The 18,699-nt window shown below is 43.8% G+C and carries 18 protein-coding genes; 9 read left to right on the top strand and 9 right to left on the bottom strand.

The window, feature by feature from the left end:
* Positions 1–4: 4 nt before the first annotated feature.
* Positions 5–778 carry a sulfotransferase gene (locus tag ACXAD8_RS09370; protein ID WP_475227636.1) on the bottom strand — a complete coding sequence of 258 codons (774 nt, stop codon included), beginning with the start codon at positions 776–778 and terminating at the stop codon, positions 5–7.
* Positions 779–1,574: 796 nt separating this feature from the next.
* Here ACXAD8_RS09370 and ACXAD8_RS09365 point away from each other — a divergent pair.
* The 8 genes from ACXAD8_RS09365 to galU all read left to right on the top strand — a co-directional run bounded on the left by ACXAD8_RS09365 (position 1,575) and on the right by galU (position 9,159).
* Positions 1,575–2,651, top strand: a complete 1,077-nt coding sequence (locus ACXAD8_RS09365; RefSeq protein ID WP_475227633.1) for a glycosyltransferase family 4 protein — start codon at positions 1,575–1,577, stop codon at positions 2,649–2,651.
* The gene (gene pssD / locus ACXAD8_RS09360; RefSeq protein ID WP_475227631.1) at positions 2,651–3,148 is read left to right on the top strand and encodes a PssD/Cps14F family polysaccharide biosynthesis glycosyltransferase; all 498 of its coding nucleotides are present in this window, start codon (positions 2,651–2,653) and stop codon (positions 3,146–3,148) included. The genes ACXAD8_RS09365 and pssD overlap by 1 nt, the downstream gene beginning before the upstream one ends.
* Positions 3,148–3,636, top strand: coding sequence for a PssE/Cps14G family polysaccharide biosynthesis glycosyltransferase (gene pssE / locus ACXAD8_RS09355; RefSeq protein WP_475227628.1), 489 nt, complete (start codon positions 3,148–3,150; stop codon positions 3,634–3,636). Before pssD ends, pssE begins: the two co-directional genes overlap by 1 nt.
* Positions 3,637–3,718: 82 nt before the next feature.
* Positions 3,719–4,906, top strand: a complete 1,188-nt coding sequence (locus tag ACXAD8_RS09350) for a polysaccharide pyruvyl transferase family protein (protein WP_475227625.1) — start codon at positions 3,719–3,721, stop codon at positions 4,904–4,906.
* Positions 4,899–5,822, top strand: a complete 924-nt coding sequence (locus ACXAD8_RS09345; RefSeq protein WP_475227623.1) for a glycosyltransferase family 2 protein — start codon at positions 4,899–4,901, stop codon at positions 5,820–5,822. Before ACXAD8_RS09350 ends, ACXAD8_RS09345 begins: the two co-directional genes overlap by 8 nt.
* A gap of 297 nt (positions 5,823–6,119) precedes the next feature.
* A complete protein-coding gene (locus ACXAD8_RS09340) occupies positions 6,120–6,908 on the top strand; it encodes a nitroreductase family protein (RefSeq protein ID WP_475227621.1) in 789 nt (262 codons plus the stop codon).
* Between the two features lie 9 nt (positions 6,909–6,917).
* A complete protein-coding gene (locus tag ACXAD8_RS09335) occupies positions 6,918–8,261 on the top strand; it encodes a UDP-glucose dehydrogenase family protein (protein WP_475227619.1) in 1,344 nt (447 codons plus the stop codon).
* A 1-nt stretch (position 8,262) separates the two neighbouring features.
* The gene (gene galU / locus ACXAD8_RS09330; protein WP_475227616.1) at positions 8,263–9,159 is read left to right on the top strand and encodes a UTP--glucose-1-phosphate uridylyltransferase GalU; all 897 of its coding nucleotides are present in this window, start codon (positions 8,263–8,265) and stop codon (positions 9,157–9,159) included.
* Between the two features lie 39 nt (positions 9,160–9,198).
* Here galU and ACXAD8_RS09325 read toward each other — a convergent pair whose 3' ends face one another.
* The 7 genes from ACXAD8_RS09325 to queF all read right to left on the bottom strand — a co-directional run bounded on the left by ACXAD8_RS09325 (position 9,199) and on the right by queF (position 17,792).
* Positions 9,199–9,510 (bottom strand): ComEA family DNA-binding protein, encoded by a 312-nt coding sequence (locus ACXAD8_RS09325; RefSeq protein ID WP_475227614.1) that lies wholly within the window; start codon positions 9,508–9,510, stop codon positions 9,199–9,201.
* A 994-nt stretch (positions 9,511–10,504) separates the two neighbouring features.
* Entirely contained in the window at positions 10,505–11,509 is a 1,005-nt protein-coding gene (locus ACXAD8_RS09320; RefSeq protein WP_475227612.1) for an isocitrate dehydrogenase, read from the bottom strand.
* Between the two features lie 106 nt (positions 11,510–11,615).
* The gene (locus ACXAD8_RS09315; protein ID WP_475227611.1) at positions 11,616–13,415 is read right to left on the bottom strand and encodes a hypothetical protein; all 1,800 of its coding nucleotides are present in this window, start codon (positions 13,413–13,415) and stop codon (positions 11,616–11,618) included.
* Positions 13,405–13,797, bottom strand: coding sequence for a DUF3192 domain-containing protein (locus ACXAD8_RS09310; RefSeq protein ID WP_475227608.1), 393 nt, complete (start codon positions 13,795–13,797; stop codon positions 13,405–13,407). The genes ACXAD8_RS09315 and ACXAD8_RS09310 overlap by 11 nt, the downstream gene beginning before the upstream one ends.
* A gap of 102 nt (positions 13,798–13,899) precedes the next feature.
* Complete coding sequence (gene ppnN / locus ACXAD8_RS09305; protein ID WP_475227607.1) at positions 13,900–15,261, bottom strand: nucleotide 5'-monophosphate nucleosidase PpnN; 1,362 nt, start codon at positions 15,259–15,261, stop codon at positions 13,900–13,902.
* 2 nt (positions 15,262–15,263) lie between these two features.
* On the bottom strand, positions 15,264–16,778 hold the full coding sequence (locus ACXAD8_RS09300) for a GGDEF domain-containing protein (protein WP_475227604.1): 1,515 nt from the start codon (positions 16,776–16,778) through the stop codon (positions 15,264–15,266).
* Between the two features lie 177 nt (positions 16,779–16,955).
* Entirely contained in the window at positions 16,956–17,792 is an 837-nt protein-coding gene (queF, locus tag ACXAD8_RS09295; protein WP_475227602.1) for an NADPH-dependent 7-cyano-7-deazaguanine reductase QueF, read from the bottom strand.
* A gap of 51 nt (positions 17,793–17,843) precedes the next feature.
* Between queF and syd the strand changes: the two genes are divergently transcribed.
* Positions 17,844–18,404 carry a SecY-interacting protein gene (gene syd / locus ACXAD8_RS09290; protein ID WP_475227599.1) on the top strand — a complete coding sequence of 187 codons (561 nt, stop codon included), beginning with the start codon at positions 17,844–17,846 and terminating at the stop codon, positions 18,402–18,404.
* On the opposite strand, the gene ACXAD8_RS09285 is transcribed toward syd, so the two are convergent.
* The gene (locus tag ACXAD8_RS09285; protein WP_475227597.1) at positions 18,392–18,682 is read right to left on the bottom strand and encodes a hypothetical protein; all 291 of its coding nucleotides are present in this window, start codon (positions 18,680–18,682) and stop codon (positions 18,392–18,394) included. The two genes, syd and ACXAD8_RS09285, sit on opposite strands and share 13 nt — an antisense overlap.
* Positions 18,683–18,699 lie beyond the last annotated feature (17 nt).

Below are 18,699 nucleotides of genomic sequence, written 5' to 3'. Positions count from 1 at the left end.
TTGTTTAATCAAAAAAACGTTGCCACTCTGTATCCTGAAAATCAGTTTTGAGTGAGTCGTAATTTTCTATCAGCTCTGACAGTTTTCCGGCGTTTTGCTTTCTGAGGTTAGTCTGAGGTTGCATTTCATCAACTTCCAGAAAGCTGGTTAACCGAGAAAATTCGCTTACTGGATCAGAAATCATACGTTCATAACTAATTTCGATGAAAGGATGATTGCTAAAGTCTTGTCTGGCGTCTGATTCCCAACGTTTGGTTTTATTGAATCCTTCCTCTAATTCGGCTTTAGTGAAACTTACACGCTTGTTTTTCACCATATCCACTTGTTTCTTTGAAGCCGCAGTCCAGACGTCAGACTGCATCGCTATTTTTCTGGATATGTGCATTCTCAGCATATTTTCTCTGCGCAGTTGAATGACGTGTATTGAAGGATCGGATTTGAGCAGTTCCCAAACCCTGCTCTCTTTGTTGTCCATTGGGTGATGGTAAAAGATCTTAAAGCCCGCCGCTTTGACTCTGTCAGGCTGAAGTTTGTATACACTGTTGATTATAGATTGTGCAGACTTTCTTTTTTGGAAGGCGAAAATCTCCCCTTCCATATGGAGCTCTGGGTGAGAGTTCATATAGGATAGCAATAGGTTCGACCCGGTTCTTGCCCTTCCGATAACTATCACTTTTTTAAACTCTGTATTGCGCTGAATACTGCTCAATAAACGATGCTTAAGCACGCGTTTTGCTTTGTCTGGATTTTTCAGTGATTTTTTTACTAGGTCGAACATGATCAATTGCAAGTATTTTTAGGGGAGGGGATTTTATGCGAATTTAGCTATTAATGCCAATTTGCATTAAAACTCTTCCATGTATAGTTTTCTGCTTGACTATAAGGCCGAGAATGTGCAAGTTTTTTGAGCAATGTTCGAAGGCGACCGACTCTAACCAAAGCCAAGCACTAGATAAATTCGATTTGCATTACAATACTGAGGCGGGACTATCAACCAGCCTTTAGACTTCTTAGTTGAGTTTGCTGATAGATAGACTTTTTCGAAGCCGCAGTCTATTTCAACCACTACCCTTTGATTGAAATCATTTTCGGGGCGCCGACTGCGCCTTAAGGTGACCGGGCTGCGCCCCCCTTAAGAATCCCCCGCAGCCCCTGACGCGCAACAACATAAACTTCGCCATCAGTACAACGACGACCATCAATGACAGCACATCCATGTGCTGGGCATTGATTGAGGTATCATCCCTGATACCTCTCATCGTTGTTTGAACTGATGTCGCAGTTTATTGCGCGTAAAGGGAAATAGGGTTTAGCACTTCGAACAAACTTCGACCTAAATAAACTCATTTGCGAGTCAGTTTGACTTTATCTTTTAGAGGAAATGTTTAGTTTTGGACTTTGTGGTTAAAAAAACAAGCATTTATGCACTCGCCTTGGCTTGACTATGATTTAAGCGACGGGACTTCAAGCTAATTGACAATTCCGTATGAAAGAGGCTAAATACTCCTCCTATTGGACGCTCCATAGGGATCTTTGCATTAATTGAACAAGTGTTCTTCCGAATTGATGAAATTATGACCAAATCGTTTCTTATTCTATCAAATATGTATCCCACCCAACGCACACCAACTCAAGGTGTGTTTGTAAAAAATATAGAAACTTCCTTACTCAATTCTGGGGTCGATGTCGAGAGAGTTGTCTTGGCTGGCAGGCACGATAGCTATATGGCTAAGGTTTGGTTTTATTTAAAATATATACTGTCAGCATTTCTACGGCTGTTGCTTACCCGCAGGGTTATTTATTTGCATTATGTGGCCCATTCCGCGATCCCTTTGCTAATGGCTAGTATTTTTCGAACCCATAAAGTCGTGGCTCACGTCCATGGCGGAGACGTATTGCCTGCCGATTATGAACCTGAATTTGTGCGGAAGATTAAGCTTTGGATTTCAAGACGTGCACTGAGTAAAGCGCAGACGATTATAGTGCCATCTCTCTATTTTAAAGAGTTATTGATAGAGGCCTTTGACGTTCAGGCCGACATGATAAAAGTAAACCCATCTGGTGGCGTAGATACCGATAAATTTAATACATCACTTAAGCAAGAGCCGTCCTACATTCAACACAAGCAACTGGTTGTTGGTTATGTTGGACGGCTGGATTCAGGTAAAGGCATTGAGACATTGATAGAGTCTTTGCGAGAATTGCAGATTAACTTTCATTGTCATTTTGTAGGTACAGGGAGTCGTGATCAGGAGTTCAAAAACCGCATTGTTGAACTCGGCCTTTCCGAAAAAGTAACCTTTCACGGCGCTGTAACGCAAGCTGAACTACCCAAATTTTATTGTATGTTTGATTTTCTGGTGTTTCCTTCCGAAATGCAGGAAAGTTTGGGCTTGGTGGGGCTTGAAGCTATGGCATGCGGCACCCCGGTGATTGGGACTATCAACGCTGGAATGGCTGATTATTTACACCATGAAGTCAACGGTTTTGGTTTTGTGTCGGGGGATGCAACTTCGTTATGCGAGTGTATTTCCCATTGCGCTGCAATTTCACTTAATGATTATCATGAGCTTTCTGGTGCTGCCAGAAAAACAGCGTTGAAGTTTGACGCTCAGCTAAGCAATAGCAAGTTGTTGGAGATTCTCCAATAATGAAATCGTTTCAATCCCCCGCTTTATTGTTAGTGTATGGTGAAGGCGGACATGCAGAAGAAATGCGCCGTTTGTTGGACAATTTGTCAGATGGTTTATTTTCAGAATTGTCACTTGTGGCGATAACTGAAGCTGGCGCAAAAGATATTCATTCAGATATTGTCCGGTATAACGTCACTGAAGTTCGTGATAAGCAGAAAGGGATTAGAATTTTTTCGCTTGTTAAAAGCTTGTGGGTCCTGTTTAGACAATTGTATCAAGTATTTGCCCGGAATAACGTACGCTTTGTGATCACCACTGGTCCCGGATTAGCAATTCCAGTGTCACTATACGCGAGGTTTAAAGGAATACAGGTCTTGCATGTGGAGACCTGTTGCCGGTTTTATTCGAAGTCTCTGACAGGTAAGTTTATGGAAAAACTCGCGACCGACTTTTGGGTGCAAAACGAGGAGCTGTTGTCCTTGTATCCTGATGCAAAATATTGCGGGCGTCTGTAATGAAATTACTCGTGACTGTGGGTACTACAGCGTTTAATTCGTTATTTGAAACCTTAGATAACTGCGAGATACCGGAACATATAGATATTGAGTGTCAGATTGCTAATGGTAGTTATGTTCCTAAAAAGTATCAACATTTTCGATTTACCGATAACTTTGAGGATAAATTGATTAGTGCTGATGCCGTCATCAGCCACGCCGGTGCCGGCAATGTTTTTAAACTGCTTGAATTGGGAAAGTCATCTATTATTGTGGCAAATCTGGAACGCAAAGACTCCCACCAAATAGAGCTAGCCAGGTATGTCTCAGAGAATGACTTTGCCATTGGCATTAAGCACCTCGATCTTATCACTTTAAATAACAGTCTAAGGCAGCTACAGACATTTAAACCGGCACCATACAGAAAGCAGCCATTTCGCTTTGCTGAACAGCTAAATTCCAAAATAATTGAACAGTGTCAACTTCAGTTGAATAAATCTGGGTCTTAAACGTTTTACACCATGACAATTAATGGTGGCCGCTATAGAATAGCGCATTTTTCTCTGGACAAGACAGGAACTCTTTAGATTCATGAAAGTAATCATATCAGGTGGGGAACTATTTAATAAAGGCGCTCAGTCGATGACGCTATCTGTGGTGAGTGAAGTAAGAAAGCGATACCCAAAGGCTGAAATTGCGCTGTTGTCGGCACCGGACGCCAGAAGAGACGAAGGGGAACTAAAAGGTTATCGCTTTTCCATCCTGCCCTGGGATTTACGCATGAAACTCAGAAAGTTTCCTTTGCTAAGCCTGTTTATTAAAAACAAGTATTTTACATCAGAACAAGAAAACGAGATGTGGAAGCAGGTGAAAAATGCGGATCTTGCAATTGATGTGAGCGGTTTTTGTTTGTCTTCACAATTCGGTAAAGCAAGAATTGTAGATTACCTCACCAATTTATACTTTTTCAAAAAGTTCGGTATAAAAACCATTCTGTTTCCTCAATCATTTGGTCCATTTGAATTCGAAGGTCCGCTGTCCTCTGTATTAGTGCATTTCATCAAGAAGCTCATGAGCTATCCCGTGAAAATCTTTGCTCGCGAAGTTGATGGACAAAAACACTTAAAGTCTCTTGGTATCGAAAATAATGTGTCAGTGGCATTGGATACAGTTTTGCAAACCTCGAAGTTGCAAGACGAGTTAGTGTTTAATGGCTCACAGAACAATGAGTTACCGGTTCTCACGAAGGACTCGGTATGTATTGTGCCTAACCAAAAGGTGTATGTTAAAAACAAAGGCAATGCATTGCCAGAGCTGTATCGCAGTATCATTGATAAGCTGTTAGCCGCTAATAAAACCGTCTATTTGTTACGTCACTCTTTTGAAGATCTCGATATTATCAGGCAATTAAAGGTGATGTATGCTGATAATGATAGCGTAGTGGCATTGGAAAACGATTTTAATTCCCTGGAATTGACCGCGATTATTAATCAGTCTCAATTCTTAATTGCCTCCCGCTATCACGCAGTGGTTCATGCTTATAAATGTCAAAAGCCTTGTCTTGTATTGGGTTGGGCAATTAAATATCAGGAGTTGACGCACCATTTCGGACAGCAGCAATATTGTTTTGATGTCAGAGAAAACATGGCTACTGAGAATATCATTTCTTCGCTACAAAGCTTGATTGAAAACGTTGAACTCGAGTCAAAAAATATTGCTGATAACGCTCAACGGTTAAAGCTGGGAACACTCTTTGATGAGGCGTTCTCAATTGACTAAGACTCCTGAAATTGCCGTAGTTGTGCCCACCTACGGCAGACCAGATTCATTGATGGTGTCCATTAATACTGTGCTGCAGCAATCATTTCAAAACTGGGAGTTGCTGGTGGTAGATGACAATCCTCCTGAATCTGAAAACCGAACGATTACACGTCAATTGCTGGCAAAGGTATCCGATCCCCGGGTGCAATATATCGAATTACCCAAAAATTCTGGTGCCTGTATTGCGAGAAATACGGGAGTAAGCGCTGCCCGTGCCCCTGTTATTGCTTTCCTTGATGATGATGATATGTGGCACACTGACAAGTTAAAGCTCTGTCTTTCTCAGTTTCAGGGCAAACCGGATTTAGGATTATTGATTCACAATATTAAACAGACCTATCGTGATAGAGTGACCCACTTTGATTTTGATGTAAAAACAGACTTTTATGGGCATTTTTTGCAGTCGGCGATGGGAGTATCCTGTTCAGCGATTATAGTTGCAAAGCAGTATTTCAATGAGGTTGGGGGGTTTGATCCCGATTTGGCAAGCTACCAGGACCTGGATCTCATGCTTAGAATGTCCTCAACTTTTAGAGCTGAGGTATTGCCGGAATATCTCCTGGAATATCAACTTTCTGATGCAGGTATAACCTTTAATTTTTCCAAAAAGGTTGCAGGAGCGCGTCGTATTCTGGATAAGTTCTATTTGAACCCCTCCTCACAACAGGCGATTTCCGGCAGCCAAAAGTTAAACGCTGCCCTTGGCGATTATTACATGATGTTAGGACAGTCACTAGAAGCATTAAAAGCCTATCAGACAATAACTGCCCTTGGCGGAAAAGACTTCAAATTACGCCTGAAATTGTTATTAGCACGACTTGGGCTGGCTTCTTCCTTTCGATTTTTACTCAATGCTAAGAAACGTTTCGCATAAGCCATTATTATGGAATAAATAGCAATGAAAGCACTACTACGAAATCTTTTATCTGCGCAGCAGATTTATCAGATTAAGTCATTTATTTTATCACTGAAGCTGATTAGCTATAAATTCTTTGCGTCTAGTAAGGTGATGAGCAGAATTTATTACGCTTTTTTTTCGTCTGAATTTGGAAGGGAATGCCAATCAGTATTAAAAGGTAAAATCCGGTATCACAAATCCCATCAAATGTTTGATATGGGCAGTAGTGCCTTGCTAAGGCGAAATGTTCACCGGCTTGAGAAGGGACTGATTATGCAGCCCAGGAAGTCGACTTTTGCAGCGAATTATATCGAAGAAACTGTTCGCGCGTATAAAGGCATGTGCAGCGCCAATGCCTTCTGTGAAGAGGAGAAAGCCTGGGCCCACGATGTATTGGATGCCTATTTTAATGCTGTGACGGATACCGCACCAATTAAGCGGGCCAGAAAAGCATTTAGTGATATTGAAGGGCAGGATTCTAAAGCTTACATCCCCTACACTCATGTCAACAGAAGCAGAACCAATATTACTACTGAGCAATTATATCAATTGTTTTTGCAAAGACGCTCAACGCGTTGGTACAAAGATAAAACGGTAGAAACTGAAAAAGTAAACAAAGCTATAGAGCTTGCTTCTTTGGCTCCCAGCGCCTGTAATCGACAGCCATTTAGCTTTTATGTCGCACCCAGCAAAGACACAGCGGTAGATATTGCCAAAATGGCCGGTGGGACAGGGGGATTCGCCCATAACATTCCAATGTTAATTGCTGTGGTGGGGGATTTATCAGCTTATCCCTTCGAGCGAGACAGACACCTAATTTATATTGATGGCTCATTATCTGCGATGCAGCTTATGCTGGCATTCGAAACCATGGGCTTAAGTTCCTGTCCCATTAATTGGCCTGATGTCGAAGTAAGAGAGCAACAAATCGTTAATAAACTTAAACTACAATCAGAGCAGAGAGTTATCATGCTAATTGCGGTCGGTTACGCTGATGATGCGGGGATGATCCCCTATTCGAGCAAGAAAACCGTCGAAAGTTTGAAAGTAGAAATATCGTAAGGGTTTAAAATGAAAGTTACCGTATTTGGTATTGGGTATGTTGGATTAGTGCAGGCGGCGGTATTAGCCGATTTAGGGAATACGGTAACCTGTGTGGATATTGACCAAAACAAGGTAGATGCCTTAAAGCAAGGCATTATTCCTATCTATGAGCCCGGTCTTGAGCCGATGGTGAAAGATAATTATCGAGGTAAACGTCTGTATTTTACGACGAATGCCAAAGAAGCTGTGGATGGGGCGGAAGTGATTTTTATTGCTGTCGGTACACCGATGGATGAAGATGGCTCTGCTGATCTGCAATATGTGCTCAAGGTGGCACAAACTGTCGGTCAAAATCTGACTGACTACTCTGTGATTGTCAATAAATCCACAGTACCGGTGGGAACCGGAGATAAAGTGGAACAAGCAATTGCTGCTCAATTACAGGATCGCGATGCGGGTATTGAATTCGATGTGGTTTCAAACCCGGAATTCTTAAAAGAAGGCGCGGCCATTGCAGACTGCTCTAAGCCGGATCGCATTATTTTGGGCTCTGATAGTGCAAGAGCGTTGGATGTTATGCACAATCTTTATGCACCATTCAATCGAAATCACAAAAGAACCATCGTAATGGATCGTCGTAGTGCAGAGTTGACCAAATATGCTGCAAACTGCATGTTAGCCACTAAGATCAGCTTCATGAATGAAATGGCCAATATTGCCGAGCAGGTTGGCGCCGACATTGAAATGGTGCGCAACGGTATCGGCTCTGATCCCCGCATTGGTTATCATTTTATTTATCCCGGCTGTGGTTATGGAGGCTCTTGCTTTCCTAAGGATGTCAACGCCTTAATCAGGACGGCTATGGATCATGGCCACTCACCTCAGATTTTGCAAAGTGTTGAAGCGGTTAATGCCAGACAAAAGGTTAAGCTGGAAGAAATGGTGTATCGTCACTATGGCGAAAACCTCTCTGGCATGGCTATTGCTGTATGGGGAGGCACGTTTAAACCTAATACCGACGATATCAGGGAAGCACCAAGCCTGGTGGCTATGGCCGCATTGTTGGAAAAGGGAGCAACTATTCATTTGTTTGATCCCATTGCTAATGAAGCCCTGAAATCTAAGTTAGGTTCACCTGAAAGACTCATCACATTTGAGGATTCGATGGAAGCGTTGCAAGGTACCGATGGCCTAATGATTTGCACTGAATGGAAGATGTTTAAAGCCCCTGATTTTAAACAGATTAAAAGAGGCTTAAAACAGCCTGTTATCTTTGATGGACGCAATCTGTACGATCCAGAATCTATGGCAGCACAGGGTATAGATTATTACGCCATCGGCAGAGGAAAATCAGTTAAAAGGTTTAGCTAGTATGACTAAAGTGACCAAAGCCGTAATTCCCGTGGCTGGGTTAGGCACTCGAATGTTGCCTGCCACAAAGGCGATTCCAAAAGAAATGCTGCCCATTGTGGACAAACCACTCATTCAATATGTAGTGAATGAATGTGTTCAGGCGGGCATCAAAGATATTGTGTTGGTGACTCACGCCAGTAAGAACAGCATCGAAAACCACTTTGACACCAGTTTTGAACTGGAAGCGACACTGGAGCAACGGGTTAAACGTCAGTTGCTGGCCGATGTGCAATCCATTTGCCCACCGGGTGTGACTATTATGCATGTCAGGCAAGGCCATGCCAAAGGCTTGGGCCATGCGATTCTTTGCGCTAAACCTTTGGTGGGGGATGCGCCATTTGCCGTGGTTTTACCGGATGTTATTATCGATGAAGCCTGCAGCGACCTGCGCGTGGATAATCTGGCTGACATGGTTAAGCGCTTTGAAGAAACAGACGCTAGCCAAATTATGGTAGAGGCTGTGCCGCAGGAAGAAGTACACAAGTTTGGGGTTGTGGATCTCGATGGTGTGGACTTGCAAGAAGGCCAAAACGCAAAAATTACCCAGATGGTGGAAAAACCGCCTAAAGGGGAAGAACCCTCAAATCTGGCCATCGTGGGTCGCTATGTACTGCCTGCTGAAATTTGGCAACAATTGGAGCGCACTCCACCTGGGGCTGGTGGCGAGATTCAACTGACTGATGCCATAGCCGCTTTGATGGAACAGCAGACAGTAGAAGCTTATTTTATGAAAGGCAAGAGCCATGATTGTGGTAGTAAAATGGGCTACATGAAGGCCAATGTTGAGTACGCCTTGAGACATCCTGAGTTGGCGGCAGAGTTTAAACAGTTTCTGGCTACGCTGGCTTGTGATTAAAAATATTTAAAGATGCGCGCCATAGGGCGCGCAACTCATCTACACCTTAATCAGCGTTTCAAGACGTTGATAAGCCTTCTCACCAATGCCTTTAACATTCTGAATATCTTCAGTAATCAAAAACTCACCATGTTGATTGCGATAATCCACAATAGCCTGAGCTTTCTTTTGACCGATACCCGGCAGAGCCTGTAGCTGTTCGACGCTGGCGGTATTTAAGTTGACCTGCAACTCCTGTTGAACAGATGCTGAAGTCTGAGCTTCAGAGTCAGTGGCTGCCATAGCGGGGTTTGCTAACATTGCGCCGGTGAGTAGTACCAGGCTGGTGGCTTGTTTGAAAAAGTTTTTCATAAATTTCTCCTTAAGATTAGATTCCATAGTGAAGACTGCTTAGTCAGTCTTCGGAGAAAATTACACGCTTTTTCGGGCCAAGGTTCAACTGTACTAAAGTACAGTTTTTGCAGGAGCAAAAAATCGTCATTTAAAACGATAGTGTCAGAATTTTATAGCTGTATCACATGGACAGCGTGGCGCTCTGATACGATTTTTCTTCCTAAAACCCCCTTTTGCCCATGGCGCCAGAAAACATAAGTCTGTAGGTCGAACTTCAGTTCGACAAAGCAAACTGAATCAACCACCGTTGTTTGACTGGCCGATTTTTGCTCCTGCAAAATCGGCATTCACTACGTCCATGTAGCTCAAGTCAAACCCTTATAGGTGAGAATTTATTCAGACACCGCTACCAAATTCAACCATCGTTGTTCGAATGAATTCGAACCTACAGCCAATCTTCCGGTTTTTCTGCACTTTAGCCTTATCTCGCGAATGGGCCTGATTTGACCGGACTTCGAACATTACAACGACTGGTTATTCAATATAGTATGAATGGTCGTCGTTGTTATGATTGCGCAGCTAATGCTTTTGCGCGTCAGTCAGCAGCCCGGTCACCTTAAGGCGCAGTCGGCGCCCCGACAATGATTTCAACTAAACAATGTCGGTTAAATTAGAGATCTGTGTCGAAAAAAATATCGACTTATAAGAGAGTCTGGCAAGGGGCTGTAGCACCTTAACTAAGATATTTTAAGATGAAATCAAACTGGTGCGATTATGGCTTCTGTTAGGTCAGGCTTTGTCCGAGTGTTGCTCAAAAATCGTTTCTTGCCCTGTGAACACAAGTTTTTAAAATGGCTGGAAGAATAGAATTTATTGAATGAAGGTATGGCGTAATACTGAGAAGTTCTTCTGATGAGCTATGGACCTTCAGTTCTCGACTTGCCTGAAATATAAAAAAGCCAGCATTGTAAATAGTTACAAGCTGGCCTTTTTTGGTCACGTATTTAGACGCTTAGACTCGGTCTAACACCGCCTGAGTGAAGTCTGTAGTGCCATGGCTACCACCAAGGTCACGTGTTGTGCGATCACCAGTTTCAATCACTTCTTTCAATGCGTTACGCAGCTTCTCTGCTTTATCACCCATTTCAAGGTAATCCAGCATTTGTGTTGCAGCTAACATCACAGAAGTGGGGTTTGCCAGGTTTTTACCGGCGATATCCGGTGCAGAACCATGTACGGCTTCAAAAATAGCGCAATCCTGGCCAATGTTGGCTCCAGGAGCCATACCTAAACCACCGACAAGACCAGCACACAAGTCGGACAGAATGTCACCAAACAGGTTGGTAGTGACCATTACATCAAACTGATGCGGGTTCATTACCAGTTGCATACAGGTGTTATCGACGATCATCTCTGCTGATTCGATGTCTGGGTATTGCTCGCCAATTTCTCTGGCCACTTTCAGGAACAAACCGGATGTGGATTTAAGAATGTTAGCCTTGTGTACTGCGGTTACCTTCTTACGGCCTTCACGACGAGCCAGTTCATAGGCAAAACGTACAATTTGCTCTGCGCCCTTGCGGGTGATTTTGCTCATGGCTTCAGCTTCAGAGCCATCTGCAGAAACCACCTGACCCAAACCAGAATACATACCTTCGGTGTTTTCGCGAATGGTAATGATATCGATGTCTTCATAACGGGCTTTGGTACCCTTGAAAGAACGAACTGGGCGAACATTGGCGTAAAGATTAAACTGCTTGCGTAAACTTACATTGATTGAGGTAAAACCTTCACCAACTGGCGTAGTCAATGGACCTTTAAGAGTGACCTTGTTTTTAGCGATCAGGTCCAGGGTTTCCTGCGGCAGCAATTCGCCGTGGTTTTCCAGAGCCATGAGACCCGCATCGGCGTAGTCATAGGTGAAGTCACAGCCTAATTTTTCTAAAACCTGAATGGTGGCATCAACGATATCCGGACCAATACCGTCACCGCGAATAACAGTAATTCGTTGCGTCATTTAATTTTTCCCGATTAACTAAGGTTAAGCTACTTGAAGTGTAGACTTAAAACTGACGAAATTTGAAATGAATAAATCGGCGTATTTATACCACTTTTTTGAGTATTTAGCCATTTTCATAGACACACTTATTGCATATAGGCCAGTAGGTGTGGGAATTTTTCACCGTTTCTTCCACTATTTTAGGGTATTCTGCTGGCTCTATCCGAAGTTTCTGGCAATATTGTTGTAAATATTCATCAGAATCGTATTTAGGAACTTCCCCTTTAAAGAATATTGATGTGGCCAGATTTAAGCTGAGATTTAATAAAGTGTGAGCAATAGTCCGGGGCGCGGTTGGTGGTAATGGCTGTTTAGCAGGCATGTCTCTTAGAGCATCCTTGAGCTCTTTGTCCTGAGCCCAGCATACCGCCAGTTTATAAGCGTGCTGCCATAAAAGCTGGGGTTCTTTGAGTTTTATCCTGTGATTGTCGCGCTGCGCATCATTATCAATAAACTGCCAGTTCTGTTTCAGTTTTAGTTCGGCGTGGGTAAACAGCCCGGAGGCGGCAAAATAAACCCAGCAGCTGGCTTGCTCCGGTAAAAGCTTGGGGTGATATTGCGCCAGTGAGGCGGCAAATGCTGCCCATAGTTTCACAAACTGATAGATGACATCTTGCAAGGGAAACTGGTGTTGTGCCAGCCGCGTAGTCAGGGCACGCTCAACCAACACACTTCGGGTTCGTTCAAAGCCGTTCATTAACAGCCCATGCTTTACACTGTTGATCTTAATGTTTGCTCTGGACTGCTGAGTCGCGGTTAACTGAATATGGTCCACAAAACTGGTTTCGTTTTGGATTAATTCAATCAGAGTATCTACTTCAATGTCTTGCTCATTGAGATGCTCAATAATGTCCACCAGAGACTCCGGAGGCCGATCCGGTCTGAACCCTTTAGGGTAAAGTTTACGACTGTCTGTACTTTGATTAAGAGCTTGAACTTCTATCCATTGTGAACCCCACCACTTTTCCACCAATTTGATTTGATTCAGGTTGATAGGGGGGGCTATTTTTTGAATCTGAGCTTCACTGATAACGCTGATATCGTCACTGTAGCGTTTTTCAGCAGTGTTATAGGCCAGGGTATACAGTTCGCTCTGGTGCTTACCCAGATAAAGTACATTTTGTTTGCCACTGATGGTAAGAGCACTGCCAGGTAATATCAGGCCCGGGTACTCCAGTAAGGGTTCGAGTAGCCCCTGCGCAAAACTTTGACAGCTCTGCACCAGCTTTTGCAATGCATTGCTGTAGCTTAATCCGGGCTTTTCTGGCTTGCGGGTGAGTAACCATGAAAAATACAGGGATAAAAGCTGGTAGTTTGCCAGTGGTACGACGGTATTTCTGCGCTGCACAATGCTTCCCAGCTTTGCAAAGTCATTGGCCTTGATTGCGGTGAGCAGTGAAACCCAAATTTGACGCTGGTAGTGATTAAGTACCCTGATGGTTTGTGCTTTGGTTTTTTGTTGTTGGCTTGCTTCAGATCTCGTGTGTTCACCGCTTATTTGCGGTTTAGCAGTGATGCTCCAGGTGATAATTCCGCTTAGTATTTGTTGTGCGGTAGTCAGATTAATATTGTTCCTTAGTAGCAACAGCGCGCCAAAAACAATGCAGTTAAACTGAAAATTAAAAAAGTAAGGCAGGTTCGACTTATTGAAATGCATTTGAGCCAGCACCGGGTTCGGCGAGGCGATTAATGCCTCAAGGACTCGTTCTGCTAATTTTTCTGTTTGCTCAATATGTTGCGCAGATACAGGTTGTTTTTCATAAAGAGTATTGAGTCTGATGAGGTTTTTGTATAAAGCCGATATAACCTGAGAAACGGGTTCCGTGTTTGCTGGCGTGTCAGTCTCTTTTGCCTCAGTACTCATTCTCAAATTGTTTTTCTGCTGTTTCTCCTAAGGCTACCAACTTATCATTTTTAAACAAGAGCGGAGTACATTCGTCCTGTGATGTGATGCCGTCGGCTCGCTTGTGTTGAGTGCGGTAATACATCACCTGAATTTTGTCGTCACCGGACATCTTGGCTTCACTGATATCAGGACCACCCAGCATGGTGAGAATTTCTTTGTGTGAATAGCCTTTTTCCAGCTTGGTTTCAGATATTTTTTCTATCTGCACCTTGTTAAAGTCCTGGCGATCTTCCCAGCCCATGGTTTCTGGCTTGTCGGGATAATACATAATCACTCCAATACCGAAAGCGGCATAGACTGCTAACCCCACTCCGACACCTTTAATGATTTTGTTCGCCATGTAATACCCTTAGTTTCTTATTCAGTTGAGATTTTACCCAAATTTCAGTACGAAATGAACGTTATTAATCGTGCATTTCGTACCGTTAAACCCGGTGCCCCGTTATTCAGCTACCACCTGATAGCAAGGCACGTATGGATCTCCACCGGGGATCTTCATTCGGTGTTGTTGCACAAAAGAAATCAGCAATTTATCAATCATGTCCATTAAGGTCTTATCGCCATTGAGTTTAAATGGACCGTGTTTCTCAATTTCGGCTACGCCTTCGGCTTTGACGTTGCCCGCCACAATCCCTGAAAAAGCCCTTCTTAGCGCTGCAGCCAGAGAGGCTTTGGGTTGATCGTAATGCAAATCCAGCGATGCCATGTTGGCGTGATTGGGCACAAAGGGTTGCTGGAACTCAGGTTCGATTTTTAATGCCCAGTTAAAATGGTAAGAGTCACCGATATTCTTGCGAAACTCCTTAACATTGGCTTGCTGCTCTTTAATATAACGGGCCACTTCCACTGGATCATCAACGATAATTCTGTACAGAGATTGTGCTTCCGGCCCTAAGGTTTTTGCCACAAAATTATCTATGGCTTCGAAATAACCGGCGCTTTCCTTCGGACCCGTTAAAACAATAGGCAACACCTGTTGCTTGTTTTTTTCATGCAGCATAATGCCCAGCAGATACAAGAGCTCTTCAGATGTACCTACGCCACCGGGGAAGATCACTATGGCGTGGGCCATTCTGACGAAGGCTTCCAGGCGCTTTTCAATGTCCGGCATAATTACCAACTCATCCACAATAGGGTTCGGTGGTTCTGCGGCAATAATGCTGGGCTCAGTTAGTCCCAGGTAACGCCCGGTGGTAATACGTTGTTTGGCATGACCAATGGTGGCACCTTTCATGGGGCCTTTCATGGCGCCAGGGCCACAACCGGTACAAATGTTTTGTCCTCGTAATCCCAACTGATAGCCTACTTCTTTGGTGTACTTGTATTCAATATCCCCGATAGAGTGACCACCCCAGCACACCACCATGTTCGGCTCATTAGTTGAGGGCAGGGCTCTGGCGTTGCGCAACATATCAAATACCGCGTGGGTAACATGTGAAGAGTCGGTAAAGTCCAGTTCGTGACTTTCCAGTTTGGCACCCATGTATAACAAATCACGTAACACGGCGAACAGGTGCTCATGCACGCCCTGAATCAGATGACCGTCCACAAAGGCCAGCTGCGGAGGATTAATCAACTCAATTTTTACACCGCGCTCACGGCGAATAAGATTGACTTCAAAATCCTTGTAAGGTTCGAACATTTGTTTGAAATCATCTATCTCTGCACCACTGTTGAGTACTGCCAGACAACAATTTCTGAATAAAGTATGTAACTCTCTGTTATTGGTGAAGTTAAGACGATCTACTTCCAATTGGGATAACTGGCTCATAGGGCCAAGGGCATTTAACTGAATTGAATTCATTTTTATCCTTCGATGATGATACAGCAATTTCGGCCACTATTTTTTGCTTCGTACAATGCTTTGTCGGCACGTTCAAAAACGGTAGCGATTGAGTCACCTGACACGAAATCGGTGGCGCCGATTGACGCTGTGATTGTGACCGCGCGATCTCTGAATTTGAATGGGATCTTTTGAATTTGCTTACGCACGGTTTCAAGGGGTTTTCGAATTTGGTCTATCGGAGTTTGCGGTAATAGCATTACAAACTCTTCTCCTCCCCAACGCGCAAAAAAGTCGGTAGTACGTAAGCACCTACTTATGTTTTTGGCTATGACCTGTAGGGTTTTATCTCCGGCAGAGTGACCAAAGTTGTCGTTGATATTTTTAAAGTGATCAATATCCAGTACCGCAAGGCACAGCGGGTGCTGATGTCGCTTCCAGCGGCGAAATTCTAATTCTACTCGTTCGTTATAGGCGTTTCTGTTGGGTACCTGGGTTAAGGAGTCGCGATAGCTGTGATATTTTTGTTCCAGCAAACGTTGTTTATAGGATTCGGTTTCTCTTTCCAGTGTGGATAATTGCGATTTCAGGCCAGATAACAATTCCATTAGAGACACTTGCTCTTCTTTATCGGCGGTTTCTCTTTTGGTCAGCGTTGACGCCATTTTATCCAACATCTCATTGGCCTGTTGCTTTAAAATTGCCAGGTCAATGGCATTGTGCACTTCGATGCCAAAATCACCAATCTGCGCGCGCAGTTCACGGGAATGATCTAGTTTTATCTGATACTGTTCTTTTGAGGCAAGAATAGAATTCTCTACTTTTTTACCCACGCCAATCAGAGACTTTTGCAGGCCCACTACATAGCGTTCGGCCTGTTTGCGCTCGTGCAACAACTCGTCGGTCAGCGTTCGCAAAACTACCAGGCAGCATTGCATCAATTCCTGACGACTGAGACCGCTGTTTAGTTGCAATGCAATATCTTTTAATGTCTGATCATCTGGTGTGGTAGACAGTAACTGATTAATCAGCTCTTTAAATTCCAGACAAATCTTATCGTGTAATTGTCGGGTTATCTCGTCGTCACTAAGAACACTGCTATCAGTTTCTTCCGACTCTTTATCTACCAACTTGTTAAACAGGGTAATACCTTGCTTTAAGCGCGCGGCGATAAAATCAATATTATGGGTGCTGCCGTTTAATTCGCTGATGTAGTCGTTGACCAGTTGTTTAAATTCGACATCGGTTGCGTCACTGTGTAGCAAATGATTAGCAAAAGTCTCAAGTTGGCTGATGGTCTCGTGGTTAAAGGAGCGCAATGCATCCGCGTGCTTTAGAACCGGACCGGTTAAATCACTGATGGTGTTTTCAGCGTGCAGCCAGTTAGAGGAAGACTTTAAATGATTCCTTAAGGTATGTAGCTTTGTGTCTATTTCAGGAAAGCCGCCGTCGTACACCTTGGTAAGTCGGATAATGAACTCGCTTAAATTTGCGACCTGATGTTTCAGCAGCTTAATTTGCTTTTGCTGGTTTTCCACTTTTTTTCCCGTACTACTTCAGGAGATTATTTTTCACAGAAGTAATAAACCGATGCTGTTTATACTTGTGTCCCCAAGTATTGCTCCCTGTCTGGAGGCAACAAAAATCCCTGATTACCTATTGTTAGCACAAAATTGATTATCTGGACAGATATTGCCCGGCGATAATGTCACTATTTATTGCCGAATCAGTCTGAAATTGTCCATTTCATTGTGCTCTGTGCTGCGAAATGGGTTGATATCCAAACCTCCACGGCGGGTATATCTGGCTAAAACCGAAAGCTCTTCAGGTTGGCATTGTGCCATCAAGTCGCAAAATATCCGCTCAACACACTGTTCGTGAAATTCATTGTGCTCTCTGAAGGAGATAATGTATTTCAATAGAGAGGCTTCATCGATTTTTGGGCCTTTGTAGTGAATGAAGACGCTGCCCCAGTCCGGTTGATTGGTAATTAAACAGTTGGATTTTAACAAATGGCTAACCAGCTTGCGTTCCACATTTTGTTTAACATCGACCTGGAGCAGCTTGCTGTCAGGTTGGTAAGTGGTTATCTCCACATCCAGATCATCAATACATTCTGCGTCTAGTTCCACAACCGGCAAATTGTCTGCGGCCAGGCTATTGAGTGTCACCGCAATCTTGCAACCTGCCGTAGCACTGAGATCTTGTTCCAGCAGTGCCAATACTTGCTCTTGTGATTCAAAACGGCTTTGATTGAAACCGTTAAGGTACAGCTTAAAGGATTTTGATTCGATGATATTTGGTGAAGTAGCCGGGACCTTACATTCCAGCAGGGCCACTACAGGTTTACCTTTGGGGTTTAACCAGGAAAACTCATAACCATTCCAAAGGTCTTCACCTTTGAAGGGTAATGTTTCGGTGATGCCAAGTGGCTCACGGTTCAGACTCCGGGCTACCGGCTGTAAAATATTGGCATCATAGCTGTCTGGGTATGCAACGCTTTTACCTAAAGACAGGTTGTTCAGCGAATCTTGGTAGGGATTTTGTTTCATTATTTGTTAATCTTCTCACTTATCTTGTAATTTTAAGATTGTGACTCAGGAATGACAACAGACATCAGCAATTCTTTCGATAATTTTATTAACCGGTGGCTGCAATTTCAGGAGCAGGAAAAACATAGGCTGCTGATTGAAAAAGATGAGCAGTGGCCATCCCCGGCGGAATCTGGTGCGCCAAACGATGATGGATGGGTAAATTGGCAGCCGGTTCTGCAAAACCAAAATAACGATTTAAGCGGTCTGATGGATGGTCTGGGTTTGCAGGCAGACAGGCAACTGGAGTGTTTTTACTGTCGCTATTTCGGCGATAATCTGAACGCCAGTACTTCTCGCGGTGATCTGCAACTGTTATTGCCCTGGAATCAGGATGATTTTATTCGTTTACAGGAAAATCTAATCGCTCATGTGATGATGAAACGTCGCCTGCGCCAGGCTGAAACCCTGTTTTTTGCTGTAACCGATGAAGAAGACTTTATCTTATCTGTCATTAATGCCACCGGCGAAGTCGCGCTGGAGCAGGTGGGCAAGGAGCCGCAGGAAATCCTGGCGGCTAACCTTGCAGAGTTTCTCGACACGCTTAATCCCGAGCCTTATCAGCAAGACTGACCTTTCTCCAGTTGGTTGAGGCGCTGTTCCAGTGCTTCGATACGCTGCTCTAATCGCTGGATCCGTTCTGCATCTGAGCTTGCTTTCTTTTTAGGGGCGCTGTTTTGGGTGGGCTTTAACTCAGTGATGGCAGACGGGTTTTGCTTACAGTACTGAACCGCTTTAACGATTTCCGTAAACGGGGTATTACCCGGTAGACGGGATTTCAACATGCCGGTGGAAACTGACTTGCCTTCTTTTAGCAACTGTTGGCAAACGGCGATGACTTCTGGTGACATGATTCTACTCTGTGAAA

The sequence above is a fragment of the Planctobacterium sp. AWH2_060 genome, assembly GCF_056158425.1.
Note: the sequence above shows the minus strand (reverse complement) of the source record. Positions and strands in the feature narration are given on the sequence as shown.